The sequence below is a fragment of the Lederbergia sp. B243.17 genome (assembly GCF_057657925.1).
Map to the genome: position 1 here is coordinate 39,056 of NZ_JBWBKF010000069.1, position 22,286 is coordinate 61,341.

Consider the following 22,286-nt stretch of genomic DNA (forward strand, 5'->3'; position numbering starts at 1 on the left):
CCGGATATCGCAAAAGATATTCCCTCACATGATTGAAGGTGCTGCTCCTCTAACATAGTGAACACTCCCTTTCTTTTACTATACAAAAAAGCCGGAACAAAAGCAGTCGCTTTTTTCCGGCTCCATCCGGATCAGGAGTTGAAATAAACACAGATCCGGCAGTTGTTCAATTGTTTGATCGGGATGTCCATATCATAGATCTCTTTCAGCGAATCGGACTGGATGATTTCCTCCGTCGGGCCGTCTTTGACAACACGGCCGTTTTTCAAGGCTACGATCCTATCGGAATATACCGAGGCGAAGTTGATATCATGCAGGACGATCACGACTGTTTTGCCGAGCTCATCCACGAGCCGGCGAAGGATCTTCATGATTTGAACGGAGTGCTTCATGTCCAAATTGTTCAAAGGTTCATCAAGCAAAATGTATTCCGTATCCTGAGCGATGACCATCGCGATAAATGCCCGCTGGCGCTGCCCTCCGGACAATTCATCAAGAAAGGAATCCTGAATATCTGTCAGCGCCATATAGGCGAGTGCTTGGTCGACCATTTTTTCGTCCTCGTCGTTCAGCCGCCCTTTTGAATAAGGGAAGCGGCCGAAGGAGACAAGCTCGCGGATCGTCAGGCGGACATTCATATAGTTGGACTGCTTCAGGATGGAAACCCGTTTGGAAAATTCATTTGACTTCATCCGGCGCACATCCGAGGAGTCAACGAGCACTTCCCCCGTATCCGCATCAAGCAAGCGGCTCACCATCGACAAAAGCGTGGATTTTCCGGCCCCGTTCGGTCCAATGAAAGAGGTGATTTGGCCTCGTTCAATATTGACCGTCACATCTTCGACAACCGGTTTTTTTCCGTAAAACTTAGATAGGCTTTTCACTTGAATCATACTGTTCGACTCTCCTTCAGCAGCAAGTAGATGAAATACACGCCGCCAATAAAGTTTATAATGACGCTTAGTGTCGTGGAGAACGTGAAGACCCGCTCGACGACCCACTGTCCCCCGATCAAGGCAATCATGCTCATCAGCACTGCGCCTGTAATCAGGATCCGATGCTTATATGTCCGGAAAAACTGGTACGACAGGTTGGCGACAATCAGGCCGAAAAAGGTAATCGGTCCAACGAGCGCCGTCGAAATTGAAATCAAAACGGCAGAGATGACAAGCATCTGCTTAACGATTTTATCGTAAGGGACCCCAAGGTTAATTGCGGTATCCCTGCCAAGCGACAGGACGTCCAAATATTTGATTGTCGGCCAGCCGGCAATAACCGTAATTCCTATCAGAATGAGCGCAAGCCAGACGAGGTCGCCGTTCACATTGTTGAAGCTTGCGAACATCCGGTCCTGGACAATCTGGAACTCATTCGGATCGATCAGCACTTCCAAGAACGTGGAAATGCTCTGGAAGAAGGTCCCGACAATGATTCCGATCAAGAGAAGGAAGTAGATCGGCTGCTGTCCTTTTTTGAAAAGGAACCGGTACAGCAGGAGGGCGAAGACAATCATTGTAATGACAGACAGCAGGAAATTGACTTGCTTGTTCACTACGGTAATATGGTTCGAACCAAGGAAGAAGATGGCCAGAGTCTGTATGAGCAAATAAAGCGAATCCAGCCCCATGATGCTCGGCGTCAAAATCCGGTTATGGGTAATCGTCTGGAAGGCGACGGTCGCATAGGCGATCGAGAGCCCAGTCAGCGCCATGGCAAGCACTTTGATCGCCCTTCTTGGCAAGGCATAATCAAAGCTGCCATTCAGATCATGGAACAGGTACAATCCACAGAACAGCGCCGCCAGAACGGCTAATAGTAGAAGTTTAATAGAGTTACGCATAATCTTTCCTCCGGAACAGCAAATATAGGAAGATACCGCTTCCGATAACCCCCACCATCAATGAAATGGAGATCTCATATGGATAAATGAGCACGCGGCCCAATATATCGCAGATGAGCAGGAAAGTTGCGCCAAGAAGTGCTGTTTGCGGCAATGTTTTTTTCAAATGGTCGCCTTTCGCCAATGAAACGATGTTCGGGATGATCAGCCCGAGGAAAGGAATCATGCCGACCGTCAGAACGACCGTTGCGGTGATAAGTGCGACAAGGATCAAACCGATATTGACAATCCGCTTATAGGCAAGGCCAAGGTTTTTGGAAAAATCCTCACCCATCCCCGCAACGGTAAAGCGGTTCGCGAAAAGATACGCGACAATCAGAACGGGAATGCTGATGTACAGCAGCTCATACCGCCCTTTCATAATCAGTGAAAAGTCTCCCTGCAGCCATGCGGACATATTCTGAATCACATCTGCCCTATAAGCGAAAAAGGTTGTAATTGAGGAAAGAATATTCCCGAACATCAGTCCAACGAGCGGAATGAAAATCGCATCTTTGAACTTGATCCGGTCAAGAATCTGCATAAACAACAGCGTACCGGCGAGCGCAAAAATAAAAGCAACCAGCATCTTTTGCAGCATCGTCGCGTTGGCAAACATGAGCATCGAGACCAGAATCCCGAGCCGCGTCGCATCCAGCGTCCCTGCTGTCGTAGGCGATACAAACTTATTTCGGCTCAGCTGCTGCATAATCAGCCCGGCAATACTCATGCCAGCACCCGCCAAGACAATCGCCATCAGCCTCGGCAACCGGCTGATCAAAAAAATCTGCGTCTCCTCAGACCCAAAATCAAGCAAATCCATCGGAGAAATATTGCTCACACCGATAAACAACGATAAAAAAGAAGCGGCAATAAGCGCCACAATCAAATACCAAGTTCTCATCAAGGCCACCAGCAATCATTCTATATTTACTATCAAAATAATTGAAAATCATTATCAACTATCCAACAACTCAATTATATCATGGCTCCAAATCAAGTCAACCGGATATGATTATCATTATCAATAGAAAAGCGGAGACGCCTGTTCATCGACGTACAAACTGGAGGGAAGCCAACGAGATAAAGGAAACACGACGACGAAGGAGTCGATGTTGACTTATCGTAGGCGGCTTTCCGAAGTTTACTAGTCGATAGGCGGCGAAGCTGGACAATCGAAAAGCGGAGGGGGCCCGCCTATCGGCGACAAGCGCTGGAGGAAAAGAACGGGTGGATGATTTCCAATCCACCTGTTCTTTTTCGAAGCGACCTCGAGCCGATGGCCCCCGGAGCTGGACAATCGGAAAGCGGAGGGCGGATGGTTAGGGGCGACTGGATTAAAATGAGAACAGTATTTCTATGCAAGGCACTCTCTATTCGGTAATAAATTTGCTAGTTCGGTAATATAATTCGTGGTTACGACATATATTCTGTAGTTCGGTATTATAATCTGTGATTGCGACATATATGTGGGAAGTTGGTCAATATATGAGCGGGCGATGACTTCCCCCCCTGCCTCCGCGGCTGCAGATGAAGGTTTTGCAGGCTTTTTGTCGTGCTGATGAGTAATTGCACAGGTACTTGAGGGCAAAGCGCGGATTCAGGGGCGATACGGACTCTGGGGCGACCCGCGTACAGTGGATATCGGTGGGTTCGGTAATATATTTCCTGGTTGTGACATATATTCTGTAGTTCGGTAATATAATCTCCAGTTCGGTAATACGCTCGCTGTCGGGCTGTATTTTCGCTCGATGACGTGCTCCCTCTCCTACCTTTCCCCGCACAAAAAAACAGGGAGCCGCCATCTAAGGCTCTCCCTGTCCTGAGTTATTGTCCATCTACTATTTCTTTCAGCATTTCATATGAGCGTTTCTGTTTTTCACGGTCGTAAATATAGGAAACGGCCATGATTTCGTTGACGTTGTACCGTTCCTGGAAGTCGGTCAGCTTGCGGCGGATGGTGTCTTTGCTGCCGATTAATGAAACTTGGGCCATCGATGTGGCTGCCTGCGCTTCCATCGGGGTCCAGATGCCATCCATCGTTTCGACAGGCGGCTGCATGTACATCCGGGAGCCTCTGACGACGTTCAGGAAAAATTGGTGCATCGTCGTGGACAAGTATTCGGCTTCTTCGTCTGTTTCCGCGCCGATGACATTTAGGCAGATCATCATGTACGGCTCACTCAGATAAGCCGATGGCTTGAAGCGGTCGCGGTAGATGCTGATGGCACTCTCCATCTGCTGCGGCGCGAAGTGGGCTGCGAATACGTATGGGAGCCCAAGGCTTGCGGCCAGATGGGCAGAATCGGTGGAGGATCCGAGAATGTAAATCGGAATTTCCGTGCCCACTCCTGGATAGGCTCGCACATATCCCTGCTTCTCTTCGGGACCGAAATAATCAAGCAGCGACTGGACGTCTTCCGGGAATGTGAACACTGTATCGTTCTTGGAGCGTCTCAGAGCGTTCGCGGTCATCATGTCGGTTCCCGGTGCACGGCCAAGGCCAAGGTCGAGACGTCCTGGATAAATGGTCGCCATTGTGCCGAATTGTTCGGCGACGACGAGCGGCGCATGGTTCGGCAACATGACGCCGCCGGAGCCGACACGAATTTTCTCAGTGTTTTCCAATGTATGTTTGATCAGAATCGACGTAGCCGAGCTGACAAGTGTAGGGGTGTTATGATGTTCTGCGATCCAATAGCGGGTGTAGCCCATTTCTTCCGTTGCCTGGGCGAGTTCTACAAGCGCATCAATGGCCTGCTTCGCATTTTCACCTTCACGGATTGGTGCAAGGTTTAATACAGATATCGGTATATTGATATTTGCCATAGTCAAGACCCTCTCTAAAAATGATGGAAATCCCCTCAGTCTGTCAGAGGAAGTCCTCCTCAGTCTAACAATCAAATGCCGGAAGATAAATCATAATGCTCAGAGGAAATTGCACCCATAAAAAAACAAGCGGAGGGCTCGTTCGCCTCTCCGCTTCTTTCCTCATTTAAATGCCATTGCTGCATTCACTGCTTTTTTCCATCCTTCGTACAGTCCGCGACGCTCGTCTTCTCCCATATTCGGCTCGAAGGAGCGATCGATGTCCCAGCGGTTTGCAATTTCAGAACGGTCTTTCCAGAAACCGGTGGCAAGTCCCGCCAGATACGCGGCACCCAGTGCTGTCGTTTCATTAATGACCGGCCGTTCAACAGGAACATCGAGCAGGTCGCTCTGGAATTGCATGAGGAAGTCATTTTTGACTGCTCCTCCGTCAACCCGGAGCGCCTTCAAAGAGATTCCCGAGTCGGCCTCCATCGCATCAAGCACATCCTTCGTCTGGTATGCGAGCGATTCGAGTGTGGCCCGGATGAAATGCTCCTTTGATGTTCCACGCGTCAGGCCGAACACAGCACCGCGTACGTCGCTGTCCCAGTAGGGGGTGCCGAGTCCGACGAAGGCCGGGACGACATACACGCCTTCGGTCGATTCTACCTTTGCCGCATAGGATTCACTTTCGGCTGAATCCTTGAACATCCGCAGGCCGTCGCGGAGCCACTGGATCGCGGAGCCTGCGACGAAGATGCTGCCTTCAAGTGCATATTCGACTTTACCGTCGACACCCCAGGCGATGGTCGTCAATAGGCCGTGATCTGAGACGACGGCTCTTTCCCCTGTGTTCATCAGCATGAAGCAGCCGGTTCCGTATGTGTTCTTCGCCATTCCATCTTCGTAACAGGCCTGGCCGAACAAGGCGGCCTGCTGATCTCCGGCCACTCCGGCAATCGGAACCTGATGTCCGAAGAAATGGTAGTCAACCGTATGGGCGTATACTTCCGAGGAAGGCCTGACTTCAGGCAGCATGGACGCCGGCACGCCGAGGATATCCAGCAGCTCGTCATCCCATTTCAGTTCATGAATGTTGTACATCAGTGTTCTTGAAGCGTTCGAATAGTCGGTAATATGGGCTTTTCCGCCAGACAGCTTCCAGACGAGCCATGTGTCGATTGTTCCGAAAAGCAGATCGCCCTTCTCCGCCTTTTCCCTTGCCCCTTCTACATGATCCAATATCCATTTCACTTTCGTCCCCGAAAAATATGCATCGATCAGCAAACCTGTTTTTTCGCGGAATTTGTCATTCAGGCCTTGGGCCCGCAGTTCATCGCAGATTTCCGCAGTCTGCCGCGATTGCCAGACGATCGCATTGTAAATTGGAATGCCGGTGTTTTTATCCCAGACGACCGCGGTTTCCCGCTGATTGGTAATGCCGATACCGGCTATTTGCCCGGGATTGATATTGTTGTCATTCAGGACCCCGGCAATGACAGCCAGGATGGAACTCCAAATTTCATTCGCATTGTGCTCGACCCAGCCGGATTTCGGAAAATACTGGGTAAACTCCTGCTGCGAGGTGAACGCCACCTCACCCTTCTCATTGAATAAAATGGCCCTGGAACTCGTTGTCCCCTGATCCAATGCCAAAATAAAACGTTCTGCCATGTATTGGATTCCTCCATTCATTGTTCAGTTAAGGCTTCTTGCAGTCGCCTTATTCACAGTCATTTGCGCAGCGATAAGGATCGCAATCGTCAAAGCTCCGACTGCCCAAAATGCGATGCTGTTCTTGCCTTCAAACAGTTGCTGATAGAAAAGCGCGCCAAACGCCCCGCCGATTATTGGCCCGACGACAGGCACCCATGCATACTCCCAGTCGGAGCTGCCTTTTCCGGCTATCGGCAGGAAAAAGTGGGCAATTCTTGGCCCGAGGTCACGCGCCGGGTTGATCGCATAACCAGTCGACCCGCCGAGCGACAGTCCGATCGCCATAATTAAAGCACCGACGATGAGGGGGTTTAGCCCTTCCGTAAATTCATTGGCACCGATCGACAGGAGCCCTAATAGCAAGATAAACGTGCCGATGATTTCACTGACAAGATTGGAAAGCGGATGGCGGATCGCAGGCGCTGTAGAGAATACCGCCAGCTTCGCACCTTGATCGTCCGTCTTTTTCCAATGAGGCAGATAATGAAAATAGACGATGACAGCGCCCAAGATGGCACCGAGCATTTGCGCGGCAATATAGCTCGGCACGTCCGCCCAAGCGAAGGAACCGATCGCTGCCATGCCGACCGTCACCGCCGGATTCAAATGCGCTCCGCTAAAGCCGCCAACTGCGTAGACGCCCATCGCAACAGCAAGACCCCAGCCTGCTGTTATTACAATCCAGCCTGCCCCTTCCGCCTTCGTCTGCTTCAGTACGACGCCGCCGACAACCCCGCCCCCGAATACAATAAGAATCATTGTCCCGATTAACTCACCTAAAAAAGCCGACACATTCTTCCCCTCCCGTTCCTTTGTGAAATCAGGCTTTCGATGAAGCCATCCTGCTGCGGAGATTAGGAAAAAATAAATCCTGGCCTTTCTTATAGTTGATGGCCGGGCATCGAATGCTCACCAGTTATTGGATCGCACGATCAGCCTTACTTTAACGTATGGGCGGACAGGAAGAAACATGCCTGCTACCGGGCACGGGCTAAAATATTTGCCTTTGGTCTTGCGAGGTCAGCGGCTGATTTTCGGCTTGTCCCTTACGCTTTCAGCCGTTAAGACCACTTCTTCAAGGCTGCTGTCAAGACCAGCCGAGACAGCAGCGGCATAAGCTCCTTCGATTAGCGGGGCATCAGCTATTTTCACGGCACTCAATCCTTCCAGCATCTCAAGTGCCATTTCAGCATTCATCCATGCGCTCCCGAGGTCGAACAGGATGACTGTGCCTTTTTCGGAATAAACACTTTCAATCGCACTGCGGATTTCAAGCGGGTCTGTTCCGATTCCACCGTCGAAGCCGCCGGCAATGGCTATTTTTACATTGGGTTCCACCTGCTCCAGCAGATGTTTCAGCCCCTGGACGATTTCACGGCTATGGGAGATGAGAACAAGGCTGACCTTACTCATCTGCCATCACATCCGCAAGAGCTGCCAGGATCAAATAGGAAGAGAATGAGCCAGGGTCAAGATGGCCTTTTGAACGGGCGCCGAGATAAGCAGCACGGCCTTTTTTCGCTTCCATCTCTTTCGTTGCTTCCATCTTTTCCTTGAGCGACGCAGACCAGTCACGCCAATCAGGCTTTCCTTTAAGAAGATCTTCAAAAGCATATGCCCAGACATCCACCATCGTTTTGTCTCCTGGTTCTGCCTTCCCCCTTGCCGCAAGTCCTTCATAGCAATACTGTAAAAACTGCCCGATACCTGCTGCATCAAGCGTTTTTTGATCCTTGGCAAATTGGGATCCTTTCAAAAATGCGCTGCCATATAGCGGGCCGGACGCCCCGCCCACCTTGGACAGCAACGTCATCGCAATCTCCTTGAACAAGCTGCCAAGGTCTGTAAATTCCTTTTGCTTGATTGCATCAGAGATCGCTTGAAAGCCCCTTGCCATATTCAGTCCATGATCGCCGTCGCCAATCGCCTGGTCGAGGGCGGTCAGCTTTTCCTTCTCCTGCTGTATCGAATCATTGGCATACTCCATCCATGCCTTTGCCTGCTCAATTCCAAATCCCATCTGGTTTTCGCATCCTTTCCGTACGGAGGGCCGCCCTTATTTTTTCAGCGCGATTGTATCGGCTCCAGCATCGAGCCATCCCTTCAGCTTCTCATCAAGCCTCAAGATGGTAATGGAGAAGCCTGCCATCTCTATCGCCGTCATGTATTCCCCGACAAACGATTCATGAATGGCAATCCCTTTTTCGCCAAGACGTTCCGACACCCGCTTCGCCAATATATAAAGCTCCATTAATGGTGTTCCGCCGAGTCCGTTGATCATAACGGCCGCTTCTTTCAGATCGTGCAGCGCTTCCTCTTTTAATATCTTTTCGAGCAGTACGTCCGCTGTAGCATCCGCGGAAAGTATCGCCGTTTTCTCAATGCCCGGTTCGCCATGGATACCGATGCCGATTTCCATTTCCCCTTCTTCGAGGCTGAATCCCGGTTTACCTGCAGCCGGAATGGTGCACGGGGTGAGTGCCATGCCCATCGACCGGACATTTGCGATCACGCTTTCGGCCGCCGCTTTTACTTCTTCGAGCGATGCCCCTTGCTCCGCGGCCGCCCCGGCAATTTTATGAACAAATATCGTTCCGGCAATGCCGCGCCGGCCACTTGTATAGAGACTGTCCTCGACGGCAACGTCATCATTGACGACCACTTTCTCGACCTTGATCCCGTCCGCTTCAGCGAGGTCTGCCGCCATTTCGAAATTCAACACATCCCCTGTGTAATTCTTGATGACGAGCAATACGCCTTTTCCGCTGTCAACCGCCTTGATCGCTTCATATACCTGGTCCGGTGTCGGCGAAGTGAACACTTCCCCGGCAACAGCTGCATCGAGCATCCCCTTGCCGACAAATCCCGCATGCGCCGGCTCATGTCCGCTGCCGCCACCGCTCACAATGCCAACCTTCCCGGCAACTGGCGCATCCTTCCTTGCGATCACTGTCGTGCCGGGAACCCGCCTGATTCGCGATGGATGGGAGGCAATCATTCCCTCAAGCATGTCTTCAACCACGTTATTCGGATCATTAACCAGTTTTTTCATTGGACATCCCCCTTCCATTCTCTTCTACTTCATATATTACACAATTTAGGAAAATATCACTCTCTTGAAGGGGGCTGGTTGCTTATAGCTGCTTATAGCTGCTTATCGTTCAATCTGTCCCGGATGTCCATCGCTTTTTCGGGAAAATCCGTCATGATTGTATCGATTCCGAGTTCTATCAGATCAGCCATCATTTCCTCTTTGTTGATAGTGAACACTCTGACAGGGAACTTCATTTTTGTCGCTTCCTTGCTCATCTCGGAGTAGGCGACCGGTGCGTAAACATGAAGAGCGCTCGCGCCAATGGTTGCTGCATATTTCCAAGGCTCGACCAAAAGCTCCATGAATAAAATACCCGTCTCTATTTCGTCATCCAGCTCACGGATCCGTTTCAAGCTATAATGATTGAACGAGGAGATGATCGTTTGCTCTTTAAAATCATAGGCACGAATCTCTTCCAACACTTTTTCCTCGATTCCTTCATATGGAATGACATCGGTTTTGATTTCCACATTCAGTTGAATGTCCGTCCCTTTCAGCAGCTCCAGCACCTCGCCAAGCAATGGGATCCGCTCGCCCTGAAATTCTTCAGAAAACCATTTCCCCGCATCGAGTGATTTCAATTCTGCAACCGTCATGTCCCCAATCCGTCCGGATCCATTCGTCGTCCTATCAACTGTTTCATCGTGGATGACTGCGAGATGGCCATCCTTCGTCAAATGGACGTCAAGCTCAATCCCATCCACGCCCAGCCTTACCGCTTCCTTAAAAGCCGCCATCGTATTTTCCGGATGGGTTCCTTTGCTGCCGCGATGGGCATAAATATTTGTCATCATCAGTTGCCACCTCTCGAATTTTAATGTTCTGAGCCGTTCATTTATCAATCTGAAAAGGGCCTGGACTCTCCCGAGAAAAGCGGAGGCCAAGCCCTCAAACCATTACTTCTTCTTCGTTTTGTTTGCGATTTCCATTGCGCGGTCTGTGCCTTTTGCAGCTGCATCAAGCGCCTCTTGCGGATCCATTCCTTGATACATGTTTTCCAATGCTGTCACAACCTGCTGGCGTGATTCCGGGAATACGGAGATAAGCGCGCCCTGTGTAGCAACAGATGGCTTTGTTTGCTGCAATTGGTCAACTGTCACCTTGAATTGCGGGAACTCCTCCCACTCGGCTTTTACACTTTCCTCGTCATACGCTTTTGGATTGATGGCAAAATATCCAGTAGCCAAATGCCACTTCGCCTGCACTTCAGGTGTTTGTAAATACTTCATGAACTCCCAGGCAGCCTCTTGCTGTTTTTCATCGATTCCTTTTGACATCCAGAGAGAAGCACCACCGATGGCGACACCTTGTCTTTCGACTTCATCCGGATATGGAATATAAGCTACCCCAACTTCGAATGGCGAGTTTTTGATCGCATTGGCAACCCCTGCGGAAGAGTCCATATACATCGCTACTTTACCAGTAGAGAAAGCGGAACGGATGTCATCCCAGTTTGTGCCGTAGTTGCCGAATGTGCCGGCTTTGTTCATCTCATTCAGCCAGTTGAAAACACGAAGTCCTTCTTCACCATTGAATACAGCCTCTGTCGCGTCGCCTTCACGTCCGTTCTCTTCATTCACATACAGGCCGCCTTGAGTAGCGACAAGCTGTTCAAAGAACCAACCGTATGTCAGCATGGAGAAGCCGTAGCGTTCGCCTTTTTTCGTCAGTTTTTCTGCTGCTTCTTTTACCTCGTTGAACGTTTCCGGCGCTTTCTCCGGATCCAGTCCTGCCTCTTTAAATGCATCCTTGTTGTAAATCATAACAGGTGTAGAAGAGTTGAACGGCATGGAATACAGCTTGCCGTCCACTGTATAGTAGTTCAGAATGTTCTTTTCCAATTGGTCGATATCATAGTTGTCCTTGTCGATGAATGTTTGCATCGGCTCGATATAGCCGCTGTCAATCATGAACTTTGTTCCGACTTCAAATACTTGCGTGATGGCCGGGGCATTTTTCGTTCCGCCGACACTGCGGAGCTTTGTCAAAGACTCCTCATAGGAACCTTGGAATTCTGCTTTTACTTCATATTTGTCTTGTGAACTATTGAAATCACTCACAATGCTGTCAAGCGCTTCTTGACCCGTTCCAGACATCGCATGCCAAAAATCGATTGTTACCTTGCCTGAACTGTCTGTTGCTGTATCATTGCCTTTATCGCCGCTTGCAGGTTTATTGCTCGTGCTGCTGTCGCTGTTTGAACAAGCTGTAGCAAATAGCAGGCCAAAAATCGCCAAGCACATGAAAAGACTCTTGAATCCTTTTTTCATTTGTTGACACCCCTCATAGGTTTTTTATGTATGAACCGGCAGCCCCGTTTCTCCAAAACTGCCGGTGTATACCACAGATTGTCTTACTTGATTGCCCCTTGGGTCAGCCCTTTTTGCAGCTGTTTCTGCCCAAGGAATAGGAGCATCAAAGTCGGGATAATGACAACGATTACTCCAGCCATCACTACGCCCCACTCCGTCGCCACTTCCTGCGACTGGAGCTGCTTCAGACCGATCTGCACCGTCCTGACGGAATCATTTGTCGTGACGAGCAGGGGCCATAAGTACATATTCCAAGTTGTCAAAAATCCATATGCCCCTAGCGTTACAAGGCTTGTCTTGGAGACGGGCAGGATCACTCGCCAGAAAAAGGCGAACCTGCTGAGGCCTGCAACTTCGGATGCTTCGTGAAGCTCTTTTGGAATCGTCTTAAAATGCTGGCGCAATAGGAATGTACCGAATGCCAGCGCGAAAAACGGCAGTGACATTCCCTGGTATGTATTCAGCCAGTCCAGCTTCTGAATCGTGAAAAAGTTTGGGATCATCGTAGCTTCCCAAGGGATCATCATTGTTGAAATGAACAGGAAGAAAATGAAATCCCTGCCCTTGAAAGGAATGAACACAAACGCATAAGCGGCCATGCTGCAAACAACGAGCTGGCCCAGCATAACACTAAACGATACGACGAAGCTGTTCACCAAATATTTGAATAGCGGAAGCCGCTCAAAGACCTTCGCATAATTCTCAAAAGATATTTTGCTCGGGAAAAATTTTCCCTGCATAATTTCCGGCCCGGTCATAAAGGAGATCATCAGTGAGTAAATAACCGGAAAAAACAAGACGAATGCTGACAATACGAGCAGTAAATAGAAAATAATCTTTCTTGATGCACTCATTGGTAATGCACCTTCTTTTCACCCAGTTTGAATTGCAAAATGGTTAAAACCAAGATGCAGAGGAACAGCAATACAGCCTGTGCACTTGCTGTACCGAACTGGTAATTGATAAATGCTTCTCGATAAATCGAATAGACGATAAGATTCGTCGACTGTGAAGGTCCGCCCTTCGTCAAAATATCAATCTGCCCAAACGTCTGGAATGCATTGATCATCGAGATGGTAATGATGAAAAACAACGTCGGTGACAGCATCGGGATTGTAATTCTGCGCAGCTGGTAAAAGTAACCGGCTCCGTCGATTTTGGCACTTTCATATAAATACTCATCGATATTTTGGAGACCGCCAAGCAAAATCAGGAAAGAGAAGCCCATATTCAGCCAGATGGTCGATATGGCGACAGAGATCAAAGCCCATTTCGGGTCAAGCAGCCACTGTACCTCCGGCAGGTTGATTGCACTGAGTACCCTGTTGAACATTCCGACACTCGGATGGAACAAAAACAGCCAGACAACGGACGAAGCTGCAACGGAAATACCCATTGTCGAAGAGAAAATCGTCCGAAAAAAACCGATACCCATCAATTTTTCATTGGCAAGCAGCGCTAGGAATAAGGCCAGAATAATGCCTGCCGGAACGGTGTACAGCACGAATAAAATCGTTGCCTTTGCGCTATTTAAAAACTCCGGTGACGTAAGGAGATAGGTGAAGTTTTCCATCCCGACAAACAGGGCCGCATTTCCTTGCTGATCTGTCAGGAAAAAGCTTAAATAAATTGTCCTGAACATTGGATAAAAGATGAAAACGGAAAACAAGATGACAGAAGGCAGTAAATACAGCAAGGCTGTTCTGGCATTTAATGACCTTCTCCATAAACTCATCTTGGGAGCCGTATACACCGGTGCCGACTGAGTGGCGATTTCTCTGTTCATGACAGCACGCCTCCCTCGAGCTCAAACACCAAATTTTCCATTTCCCCCGGCGACTTGAGCAGTTGTTCTGTCTCTCCGTCAAACAGGCAAATCGAATCGTAATCGATAGAGATCGGAATGGTATCTCCTACTTGAATGCGCCATTGGCCATTCCATTTTGCCATCCATTCTTTTCCGCCCAATTTGAAAGAGAATATTGTTTCATTTCCTAGCACTTCGACATTGATAGCCTTAACAAATATCCGGTCCCTCTCTGGCGTTTCGCTCTTCACCGCTTTAATGTGCTCCGGGCGGATGCCGACAATCACTTTGCCACTCTTCAGACTTCCCCAATCGCTTTCCGGCACCCGGATGGAAACCTGGTCATCAAGGATAACCTCTCCTGCTGACCTGTCAATGCTGCCTTCTGCAATATTCATTGGCGGGGAACCAATGAAAGTGGCCACGAATGGATTGGCGGGATGGTTGTAAATATCAATCGGCCGGCCGATTTGCTGAATATCGCCATTATGTAAGATCATAATCCGGTCACCCATCGTCATTGCTTCCACCTGATCATGGGTAACATAAATCATCGTAATCCCGAGCCTGCGCTGGATTTGCCGGATTTCGGAACGCATATGGGCCCGCAGTTTTGCATCAAGGTTGGAAAGCGGCTCGTCCATCAGGCAGATCGGCGCCTCATTGACAATCGCACGTGCCAGAGCGACACGCTGCCTTTGACCGCCCGAGAGTTCTCTCGGTTTTCTTTTTAAATAGGGTGTCAGCCCGAGCATCTCTGCTGTTTCCGCACAACGCTTTGCCCGTTCCTCCTTCGGAATCTTTTTCACATGCAAACCAAATACAATGTTTTCTTCAACTGATAGATGCGGATAGAGCGCATAGTTCTGGAAAACCATTGAAATCTCCCGCTTGCTTGGCGGAAGGTGATTTGCCTCTTTTCCGCCAATTTTCAGAATTCCGCCCGTAATATCCTCCAAACCGGCAATCATGCGGAGCATTGTACTTTTTCCACAGCCGGACGGTCCGACCAGGACGAAGAATTCCCCGGGCTCAATTTCTACGTTTATATTTTTTATTACATCGTTTTTTTTGTCATATGATTTTGAGACATTGACAAGCTCTACCTTTTTCACCTAAACACCCCTTCGCGTTTTCCGGTCCTTCTCTCTCTATTACGCTTCTAATCTTATTTCAGTATAACGAAAGGAGAAGTTCCGTATGTTTACTTTTCATTAACTTCTAATAAACTTCATGATAAGTTTTTAATGTTGCAGAGGAACGCCAAACTAGCTGCAGGAGTATGTTTCCGCTTACAAGAAGGCGTACATATGCTTCGATCTTGGAAAAGAAAAAGAGCCGACAAATTAAGCCTAGATGCCTCTAGACGAAAATTGTAAGCTCCGAATCTCCTTCACAAATAAATTAACTTACTTCATATCTTACACAGGGTTCATAGATTTGTCAAAATTATTTTTTGCGTGAAATATCGTTCAATGCCCATAATTCGGTATTTGAAGTGGTGACGGCGACCGCCCCGCCGGCAAGTGCATTTTCAGCATCTTCCACTGTCTGGATCAGTCCTCCTGCAATGACGGGTCTCTGTGTACTTTTGGCAATCTGTGTAATTACACTGGGGATCAACCCCGGCAGAACCTCGATATAGTCAGGCTTTACTTTTTCGATCATCTTCAGATTGGTATCTAAAGCATGGCTGTCGATGATAAACAAACGCTGAATGGCAATAATGTTATGTTTTTTCGCGAGAACGATGACGTTTCCCCTGGTTGACATGATGCCGTCAACCTTCACTTCTCTGACGAGAAACTCCAATCCGTATTCATCGGCTTTCAGCCCCTGCACCAAATCAATATGGACGATCGCTTTCTTCCCGGCCTTCTTCGTATACTGCACAAGATTGCCGAGCTGGGAAAGCCTTGTTTCAAGGAAAACGATCTGCTCATGATCACTTGCAAGGAGCTTTTCAAAATCTTTCATATTCTTTACCGCCGGCAATATCCCGCTTAGCATGTTTTCACCTCTCAACTGTTCATTTTCCGGCAGCCCGATGCATCTCTTCAAGAAGCTCCTGTTCATATGATGATCGGACCATCTCATCCCAGCCGAAAACTCCGGCCATTTCCTGGATGACGGGCTGTCTCCACATCTCTACCTTTTCGATATCAAATAGCAATTCCCCTGTTCGTCGGACAAAAAAATCAACAGGTTTTGCCGCCATTTCATACTGGATGGCATAGTGGAGCCGTGCATGGAGTACCTGGGGGAGCGGTCCTTCTTTGGCCGGCAGGAAAGAGAATACAGTGTCTACATTCGTTCCATAATGGCTTGCAAGCATCCGGCCCTCTTCAGCAGTCAGCCCCAGTTCTTTGGCTTTCTTCGCCTTTGCCTCGATGAAAGCAGTGAACTTGTCGGATCCGCCAATGTCGCCGCCAGATATCGGCAAGTGCTTCGTACTGCATTTCCCGAAGCCCGAATGACCTGCTGCAGCTAAATTTTTCGCAACTAGATCGACAACGGTCTGGGCCATCTTCCGGTAGCCGGTCAATTTCCCTCCAGCGATGGTGATCAGGCCTTGCGGCGATTGCCATATCTCATCTTTTCTCGATATTTCGGATGGGTCTTTCCCTTCTTCATAGATGAGCGGCCGGACTCCTGCCCAGCTCGATTCGATATGATGCTCGCCGATCGGCAAGTCGGGAAACATATAATTGATTGCACGCAAAATATATTCACAGTCTTCCTTTTCGGGCTTAATGTCAGCCGGATCACCTTTATAGAATGTGTCAGTCGTCCCGACATACGTCTTGCCTGCACGCGGAATGGCAAAGACCATCCGGCCGTCCGGTGTGTCGAAGTAGACGGCCTGACGAAGCGGGAATACGGACTGGTCGATAACAATATGGACCCCTTTTGACAGCTGCAGATGCTTGCCGTTTTTTGATCCGTCGAGCTCCCTTAATTCATCGACCCACGGGCCTGTCGCATTAACGACCTGTTTTGCCCTGACCGTTACTCTCTTCCCCGTCAAGAGATCCTCGACCTCTGCTCCTGAAATAGCCCCTTCTTTCGTATAGATAAAGGCATCTGCTTTCGCATAATTGGAAATGACCGCCCCTTTTTCGGCTGCAGCCTTCATTACTTCAATCGTCAGGCGGGCATCGTCTGTACGGTATTCCACATAGATGCCGCTTCCTTTCAGTCCGTCTTTTTTGATAAAGGGAACCTTTTCAATAGTTTCTTCGTTTGTCAGCATCCTACGTCTTTCGGATTTTTTTACCCCTGCAAGGAAATCATATACTTGTAAACCGAAGGCAGTTGAATATTTCCCGAACGTCCCCCCTTTATGGAAAGGGAGCAGCATCCATTCCGGAGTTGTGACGTGCGGGCCGTTTTCGTAGACGATCGCCCGCTCCTTGCCAAGATCTGCCACTTCCTTGATTTCGAACTGTTTCAAATAACGGAGACCGCCATGGACGAGCTTCGTTGAACGACTCGATGTTCCGGAAGCAAAATCTTGCATCTCTACAAGAGCTGTCTTTAATCCGCGGGTCACTGCATCAAGCGCGATACCTGCCCCTGTAATTCCCCCGCCGATCACAAGCAGGTCATACTCTTTTTCTTCCATTTGCTGCAGTAAAGATGGTCTTTCCGTTGCTGAAAACTTCGTCATCTCTATTCCTCCAATCGGCCGGAAAACGACAAAAAGAGACCAGAAAACAAACACTACGGCGAATGCGATAATGTCGTTCTGGTCTCTCTTAGGCTCCAACCAATGTATTAACTTACAGCCATTATACCAAAGGAAGCCAGAACATGCATCTTCATTGCATGAATTTTTTCACCCTTCTGGCTCATACTGTAAATACCGTTTTGCAAGCAGGGAGGTTTCCGCATGGGCTTTTTCAAAAAAAATGCAAACGCGACGAAGGAAAAAAAATCGTCCGGTAATCTAGGCGTAAACATAGACGAGAACTTGGCCAAAATCAAAGATACATTCTTTTACCCGAAAAACAGCGCGCTCAAAATTCGCGAGCTCCAATTGCCCGGCCAGCAAAAGAGAGCAGCGGTCCTGTTTCTCGAGGAAGCGGTCGATACAAAGCTGCTTTCTTCCCAGGTCATCGAACCGCTGCTCTCCTTGGAAATGAGGAAAGAGGATACTGCCGAAGCATCCACGGTAATGGATGAAGTGATGACGGCGACGAATGGAAAAGAAGCAGAGAGCTTCGAGGATTTGACGCAAGCGCTTCTGGACGGGAGCGCGGTTATTTTACTCGATGGCGATAAGAAGGCGGTCACTTCGGCGATTATAGGCTTTGCCAACCGCTCCATCTCCGAACCAAAAATTGAGCAAGCCCTGCTCGGGACGAAAACTGCCTTCATCGAAAGCATATCGAAGAACCGCTCACTGATCCGCAAACAGCTCCGCTCCGAGAAACTAATCAGCGAAGAGCTCTATGTCGGCAACAGATCGAAGCTGGAGGTCTCTTTGCTTTATATTCAGGATGTCGCTGATGAAAAGCTCATCAATACCATAAAAGAGAAAATCTCGAAAATCGATAAAGACTCTATCTTGGAAATCTCTGTACTTGAAGAATACTTGGAGGAAAGGCCCTACTCTCTATTTCCATCCACCTATGTGACCGAGAGACCGGACCGGACCAGCGCTTTTCTCCTTGAGGGGCATGTTGTGCTTCTGATGGAGAATTCTCCGGGTGCCCTGATTGCCCCCGCGACATTTTGGTCTCAGTTTCATACAGTCGAAGATCATTATTTGCGGATGCCGTTCGGTATCTTCAGCCGGATCGTCCGCCTGCTCTCTCTGCTGATTGCCCTGTTCCTGCCAGCACTTTATTTGGCGACCGTCACTTTTCATCCCGAAATGCTGCCGACGGATTTGATGCTGGCAATCGCTTCTGCCCGGGAGACGGTGCCATTCCCTGTATTTTGGGAGGTACTGTTCATGGAAGTGACATTCGAGATTTTGCGGGAAGCCGGCATCCGGATTCCCGCGCCGCTCGGACCGACAATCGGTATTGTTGGTGCACTTATCCTGGGGCAGGCAGCAGTTGACGCGAATCTTGTCAGTCCGATCCTCGTCATTATCGTCGCTTTGACTGGGCTTTCTTCCTTTGCGATCCCGGCACTGAATTTAAACATGGCCATCCGGATCACCCGCTTTGTCTTTCTGATCATTGCCAATTTCCTTGGACTTTTCGGGCTTTCAATCGCCGGTGCTTTGCTTGTCGCCTATCTCGTTGCATACCGCTCCTTTGGGGTGCCATTCTTCTCGCCGCTTGTGCCCCACTTCCCGTCATCCAAAGACTTTATTGCGAGGCCTCCGGTATGGAAAGAATGGCTCCGTCCTTATTCGGCACAGCCCGTGGACAAGCAGCGCGGACCTAAACCGCAGGAGGATGGGGAATCATGATTCGGGCAGCCAACAATGAAATCGGCACAAGGGAATTTTTTTCTATTATTGTCCTGACTATCGGGATAAAGGGGACGGATGTAACGCCGCAAATTTTATTCAATCATGGAAAAAATGCAGCCTGGATGCTGCCGTTCCTATCGTATTTTATCATCATGATTCCTTTTCTGCTTTTGCTATATTTAATGAAAAAGCATAAACTCGGCCTTGCCGAACTGGTAAAAAAATTAACCGGTAAATACATCGGTTCGGTTATCCTGTTCATCCTTTTTCTTACCGGCCTCCTCGCTACAACGATTAATATCCGAGGATACGGCGAGTTACTGACCGCTCTGTTCATCACAGATAACCCCGGGGCCTATATTTTGGCGATCGGGGTACTCGGAAGTTACTTCATCGCCAGCAAAGGGATTGAAACGATTGGAAGGGTCGCTTGGTTCTTTACCCCTGCCTTGGAAGTTTCGATTTTAGTGATGTTTTTTTTCACATGGCGGTTTACCGACTGGCAGCAGATTTTTCCGATTGCCGGACCCGGCATACTGGAAATCATGAAAAACAGCGCAATATACCATTCCATTTTCGGAGACCTGATCCTCCTCGCCGCGTATTATCCCCTCCTGCGATCGCATAGCGCCTTCAGGACCGGGGCAATTCTCGGGTTCACCGTTTCCTGTATAAAGCTTAGTGCATTGCTCCTGTTATATATCGCGATTTTCAGCTATCCGGAAATTCTGAATATCGCTTTCCCCTATCAGGAAACGACGAGGCTTGCCAGGTTTAATGTACTAACACATATCGAAGGGATCTTTTTCAGTTTTTGGCTCGTCGCTGCGACGATCCATTTTGCGATTTACCTCCATATATCCGCGTACTTGCTTGGAAAGTTGCTGAAGATTGATAAGTTCGAGCCTTTGATCTTGCCCTTGAGCGGAATCGCTTTTCTCGCGGGCCAGATTCCCGATAATATCAGACAGGTCAGTATGTTGAGGGACTGGCTTATTTGGGGTAGTTCACCGACTTTGTTCGCGCTCCCTTTTCTTTTATGGATTTTTCACTTATTCAAAAGGAGGAAGGCAGCGAAATGACGATTCGAAAATGTGCAGCAGTTATTCTTTTGCTTGTCCTGTCGCTTGGCGGCTGCATCAATAAGCGCCAAATCGAGGAACAGGCATATGTGGTGGCCGTCGGGCTCGACAAATCAGAAAAAAATCAGCTTGTCTCGGTCACGCTGCAGATTGCCAATCCACAGGTGGCAAACACCGCGAGCACTCCGCAGGTAAAGGAGAAGCCGACAGATATGATCACGCTTGAGGTGCCGAATCTGCTCTCCGCAAAGGATCAGGCAAATGTGGTCATCCCACGCCGGATTAATTTTGCGCATATGAAAACTTTGATCATCAGCGAGGAGTTCGCTAAATCGGAGCATTTTCATCATACGATTGCTTCGATGGTCATCGATCCGGAAATCCGGCGCGATACATCCTTAATTGTCTCGAAGGAGAAGGCGGTCGACTTTATCCGTAAAAACAAGCCGGAAATGGAGACGCGGCCGCATAAGTATTATGAATTCATGCAACAGACATGGGAAACGTCCGGATTTGTCCCCATCCCGGACATTAATCGCTATTTCACAAGGCTCTCTGGGCAGTTATTCCTTACCGTCTATGCAACGGCGGATAAAGAGAAGGACCCGGAAATCAAACTTGATATTGACAATTATATTGCCGGGCAGATGCCTCAAAAAGGTGGCGACCCGGTTCAAATGATCGGTGCTGCTGTATTTAAGGAGGGTAGGATGGTTGGTAAGCTGACAGGGGAGGAAACACGACTTGCTGTTTTACTGAGGCGCAAGTCGATCATCCAAGAAACGATTTACTCAGTACCTGATCCGGTTAATGGAAAGTACCGGATTTCAGTCAAATTGATCAAATCCGGCAATACCCATATCGATGTCGATACGAAGAAGGACCCGCCTCATGTAGATGTGACGGTGCCCCTACAAATACAAGTTTTGTCGAACCCGGCACTCACCAATTACTCCACAAATGCGAAACACCAGCGAATACTGACGGAGGCGATTAATAAGAGCCTGGAAAAAGAGGCGGGGAATCTTGTAAAGAAGACGCAGGAAAAATACAAGATGGAGCCATTCCTCTGGTTTTTGAACGTCAGGCGCCAATTCTGGACAATCCAGTCTGCAGACAAGTACGACTGGATGGAAAAATATCCGGACGCCACTGTGAATATCAAAATGGATGCCACCATTACAAACTTTGGCGGTGCAGTACAACCGCCAAAATTGATAAACAAGGACTGAGAGACTCATGAAGGTTTTTATCATCGTGCTTGTACTATTCTTCAGTTACCGAACAACCCGTCTCGCTTACTATACGTGGAAACAAGAAACCAAACCGGCCGCCATTGCCATCTGCTTACTGGCCGCTGCCTACCCTGCAATCGGCCTCATCCTGATCATGAAATAAATCATGGGGTCCGGCCTCCCGTGCAGCGCAAAAAAAGCGCAAGTTCCGTTTCCGGAGCTTGCGCCTTTTTCAGATCTACTTTTGAGGGACTAGGCCATGAAGGCTTGTCCATTTTGTCAGGGACGGGCCCTGGCCGGAACGATTAGTCGTTGTCGCGTTGTCTTGCACGCGCTTTTCCGCCTTTTTCGCCCGCTTCCTCAAGGCTCATCTTACCGTCCGGAGTGTCGCTGTCGTCGCGTTGCTTCGCGCGTGCTTCTCCGCCTTTTTTGCCAATTTCCTCATAGAAGTCTCTATCATGGTTTTCAGAAGTAGCTTCTCCGCCCTTTTTACCGATCTCTTCATAGAAATCACGGTCGTGGTTTTCGGCAGTCGCTTCTCCGCCTTTGCGGCCGATCTCTTCGTAGAACTCACGGTCGTGGTTCTCCGCAGTCGCTTCTCCGCCTTTGCGGCCAATCTCTTCATAGAATTCTCTGCCATGAGATTCTGCGGTTGCTTCTCCGCCTTTTTTACCGATCTCTTCGTAGAATTCACGATCATGAGTTCTTGCTGTTTCTTCTCCGCCTTTGCGGCCTGCTTCTTCTACAGTCATTTTCTCATTGTTGTTTCGATTGTCGTTTGCCATGGATAATTGCCTCCTTATGATTGATTTAGCCTACACCTATTACATACCCCGATATTTTTCGGAAAAACATCTCCCGGTTAAATTTCCAAAAAGAAGGCGATGTGTGAACCTTTTAGGCGTTTTTGAATAGGATG

General features: G+C 48.9%; 21 protein-coding genes. 4 read left to right on the forward strand and 17 right to left on the reverse strand.

The features are described 5' to 3' along the window. Nucleotides 1-131: 131 nt before the first annotated feature. The 16 genes from AC0TWI_RS12360 to AC0TWI_RS12435 all read right to left on the reverse strand — a co-directional run bounded on the left by AC0TWI_RS12360 (nt 132) and on the right by AC0TWI_RS12435 (nt 17,289). Entirely contained in the window at nt 132-893 is a 762-nt protein-coding gene (locus tag AC0TWI_RS12360) for an iron ABC transporter ATP-binding protein (protein ID WP_488126641.1), read from the reverse strand. Next, nucleotides 890-1,840: an iron chelate uptake ABC transporter family permease subunit gene (locus AC0TWI_RS12365; RefSeq protein WP_488126642.1), complete on the reverse strand. Its 951-nt coding sequence runs from the start codon at nt 1,838-1,840 to the stop codon at nt 890-892. Before AC0TWI_RS12365 ends, AC0TWI_RS12360 begins: the two co-directional genes overlap by 4 nt. Continuing rightward, nucleotides 1,833-2,783 carry an ABC transporter permease gene (locus AC0TWI_RS12370; protein ID WP_488126643.1) on the reverse strand — a complete coding sequence of 317 codons (951 nt, stop codon included), beginning with the start codon at nt 2,781-2,783 and terminating at the stop codon, nt 1,833-1,835. The genes AC0TWI_RS12365 and AC0TWI_RS12370 overlap by 8 nt, the downstream gene beginning before the upstream one ends. A 923-nt stretch (nt 2,784-3,706) precedes the next feature. Continuing rightward, the gene (locus tag AC0TWI_RS12375) at nt 3,707-4,708 is read right to left on the reverse strand and encodes an LLM class flavin-dependent oxidoreductase (RefSeq protein ID WP_488126644.1); all 1,002 of its coding nucleotides are present in this window, start codon (nt 4,706-4,708) and stop codon (nt 3,707-3,709) included. A gap of 162 nt (nt 4,709-4,870) precedes the next feature. Continuing rightward, nucleotides 4,871-6,364, reverse strand: coding sequence for a glycerol kinase GlpK (gene glpK / locus AC0TWI_RS12380; protein WP_488126645.1), 1,494 nt, complete (start codon nt 6,362-6,364; stop codon nt 4,871-4,873). A 24-nt stretch (nt 6,365-6,388) separates the two neighbouring features. After that, on the reverse strand, nt 6,389-7,198 hold the full coding sequence (locus tag AC0TWI_RS12385; protein ID WP_488126646.1) for an MIP/aquaporin family protein: 810 nt from the start codon (nt 7,196-7,198) through the stop codon (nt 6,389-6,391). 228 nt (nt 7,199-7,426) lie between these two features. After that, nucleotides 7,427-7,819, reverse strand: a complete 393-nt coding sequence (gene dhaM, locus AC0TWI_RS12390; protein ID WP_488126647.1) for a dihydroxyacetone kinase phosphoryl donor subunit DhaM — start codon at nt 7,817-7,819, stop codon at nt 7,427-7,429. After that, nucleotides 7,812-8,426, reverse strand: coding sequence for a dihydroxyacetone kinase subunit DhaL (gene dhaL / locus AC0TWI_RS12395; protein ID WP_488126648.1), 615 nt, complete (start codon nt 8,424-8,426; stop codon nt 7,812-7,814). The genes dhaM and dhaL overlap by 8 nt, the downstream gene beginning before the upstream one ends. Nucleotides 8,427-8,462: 36 nt before the next feature. After that, nucleotides 8,463-9,458 (reverse strand): dihydroxyacetone kinase subunit DhaK, encoded by a 996-nt coding sequence (gene dhaK, locus AC0TWI_RS12400; protein ID WP_488126649.1) that lies wholly within the window; start codon nt 9,456-9,458, stop codon nt 8,463-8,465. Between the two features lie 92 nt (nt 9,459-9,550). Next, the gene (locus AC0TWI_RS12405) at nt 9,551-10,294 is read right to left on the reverse strand and encodes a glycerophosphodiester phosphodiesterase (RefSeq protein WP_488126650.1); all 744 of its coding nucleotides are present in this window, start codon (nt 10,292-10,294) and stop codon (nt 9,551-9,553) included. Between the two features lie 102 nt (nt 10,295-10,396). Further along, nucleotides 10,397-11,770, reverse strand: coding sequence for an ABC transporter substrate-binding protein (locus AC0TWI_RS12410; RefSeq protein ID WP_488126651.1), 1,374 nt, complete (start codon nt 11,768-11,770; stop codon nt 10,397-10,399). Nucleotides 11,771-11,853: 83 nt separating this feature from the next. After that, a complete protein-coding gene (locus tag AC0TWI_RS12415) occupies nt 11,854-12,666 on the reverse strand; it encodes a carbohydrate ABC transporter permease (RefSeq protein WP_488126652.1) in 813 nt (270 codons plus the stop codon). Then, nucleotides 12,663-13,598 carry a carbohydrate ABC transporter permease gene (locus AC0TWI_RS12420; RefSeq protein ID WP_488126653.1) on the reverse strand — a complete coding sequence of 312 codons (936 nt, stop codon included), beginning with the start codon at nt 13,596-13,598 and terminating at the stop codon, nt 12,663-12,665. The genes AC0TWI_RS12415 and AC0TWI_RS12420 overlap by 4 nt, the downstream gene beginning before the upstream one ends. Then, complete coding sequence (locus AC0TWI_RS12425; RefSeq protein WP_488126654.1) at nt 13,595-14,734, reverse strand: ABC transporter ATP-binding protein; 1,140 nt, start codon at nt 14,732-14,734, stop codon at nt 13,595-13,597. The genes AC0TWI_RS12420 and AC0TWI_RS12425 overlap by 4 nt, the downstream gene beginning before the upstream one ends. Nucleotides 14,735-15,068: 334 nt before the next feature. Further along, nucleotides 15,069-15,629: a glycerol-3-phosphate responsive antiterminator gene (locus AC0TWI_RS12430; protein WP_488126697.1), complete on the reverse strand. Its 561-nt coding sequence runs from the start codon at nt 15,627-15,629 to the stop codon at nt 15,069-15,071. Nucleotides 15,630-15,648: 19 nt separating this feature from the next. Then, nucleotides 15,649-17,289 (reverse strand): glycerol-3-phosphate dehydrogenase/oxidase, encoded by a 1,641-nt coding sequence (locus AC0TWI_RS12435; protein ID WP_488126655.1) that lies wholly within the window; start codon nt 17,287-17,289, stop codon nt 15,649-15,651. A gap of 222 nt (nt 17,290-17,511) precedes the next feature. Between AC0TWI_RS12435 and AC0TWI_RS12440 the strand changes: the two genes are divergently transcribed. The 4 genes from AC0TWI_RS12440 to AC0TWI_RS12455 are packed head-to-tail and all read left to right on the forward strand — an operon-like array spanning nt 17,512 to nt 21,530. Continuing rightward, on the forward strand, nt 17,512-19,047 hold the full coding sequence (locus AC0TWI_RS12440) for a spore germination protein (RefSeq protein WP_488126656.1): 1,536 nt from the start codon (nt 17,512-17,514) through the stop codon (nt 19,045-19,047). Further along, nucleotides 19,044-20,132, forward strand: coding sequence for a GerAB/ArcD/ProY family transporter (locus AC0TWI_RS12445; RefSeq protein WP_488126657.1), 1,089 nt, complete (start codon nt 19,044-19,046; stop codon nt 20,130-20,132). The genes AC0TWI_RS12440 and AC0TWI_RS12445 overlap by 4 nt, the downstream gene beginning before the upstream one ends. After that, nucleotides 20,129-21,364 (forward strand): Ger(x)C family spore germination protein, encoded by a 1,236-nt coding sequence (locus tag AC0TWI_RS12450; protein ID WP_488126658.1) that lies wholly within the window; start codon nt 20,129-20,131, stop codon nt 21,362-21,364. The genes AC0TWI_RS12445 and AC0TWI_RS12450 overlap by 4 nt, the downstream gene beginning before the upstream one ends. A gap of 7 nt (nt 21,365-21,371) precedes the next feature. Then, nucleotides 21,372-21,530, forward strand: coding sequence for a hypothetical protein (locus AC0TWI_RS12455; RefSeq protein WP_488126659.1), 159 nt, complete (start codon nt 21,372-21,374; stop codon nt 21,528-21,530). A 142-nt stretch (nt 21,531-21,672) separates the two neighbouring features. On the opposite strand, the gene AC0TWI_RS12460 is transcribed toward AC0TWI_RS12455, so the two are convergent. Continuing rightward, nucleotides 21,673-22,152: a KGG domain-containing protein gene (locus AC0TWI_RS12460; RefSeq protein ID WP_488126660.1), complete on the reverse strand. Its 480-nt coding sequence runs from the start codon at nt 22,150-22,152 to the stop codon at nt 21,673-21,675. Between the last annotated feature and the right edge of the window lie 134 nt (nt 22,153-22,286).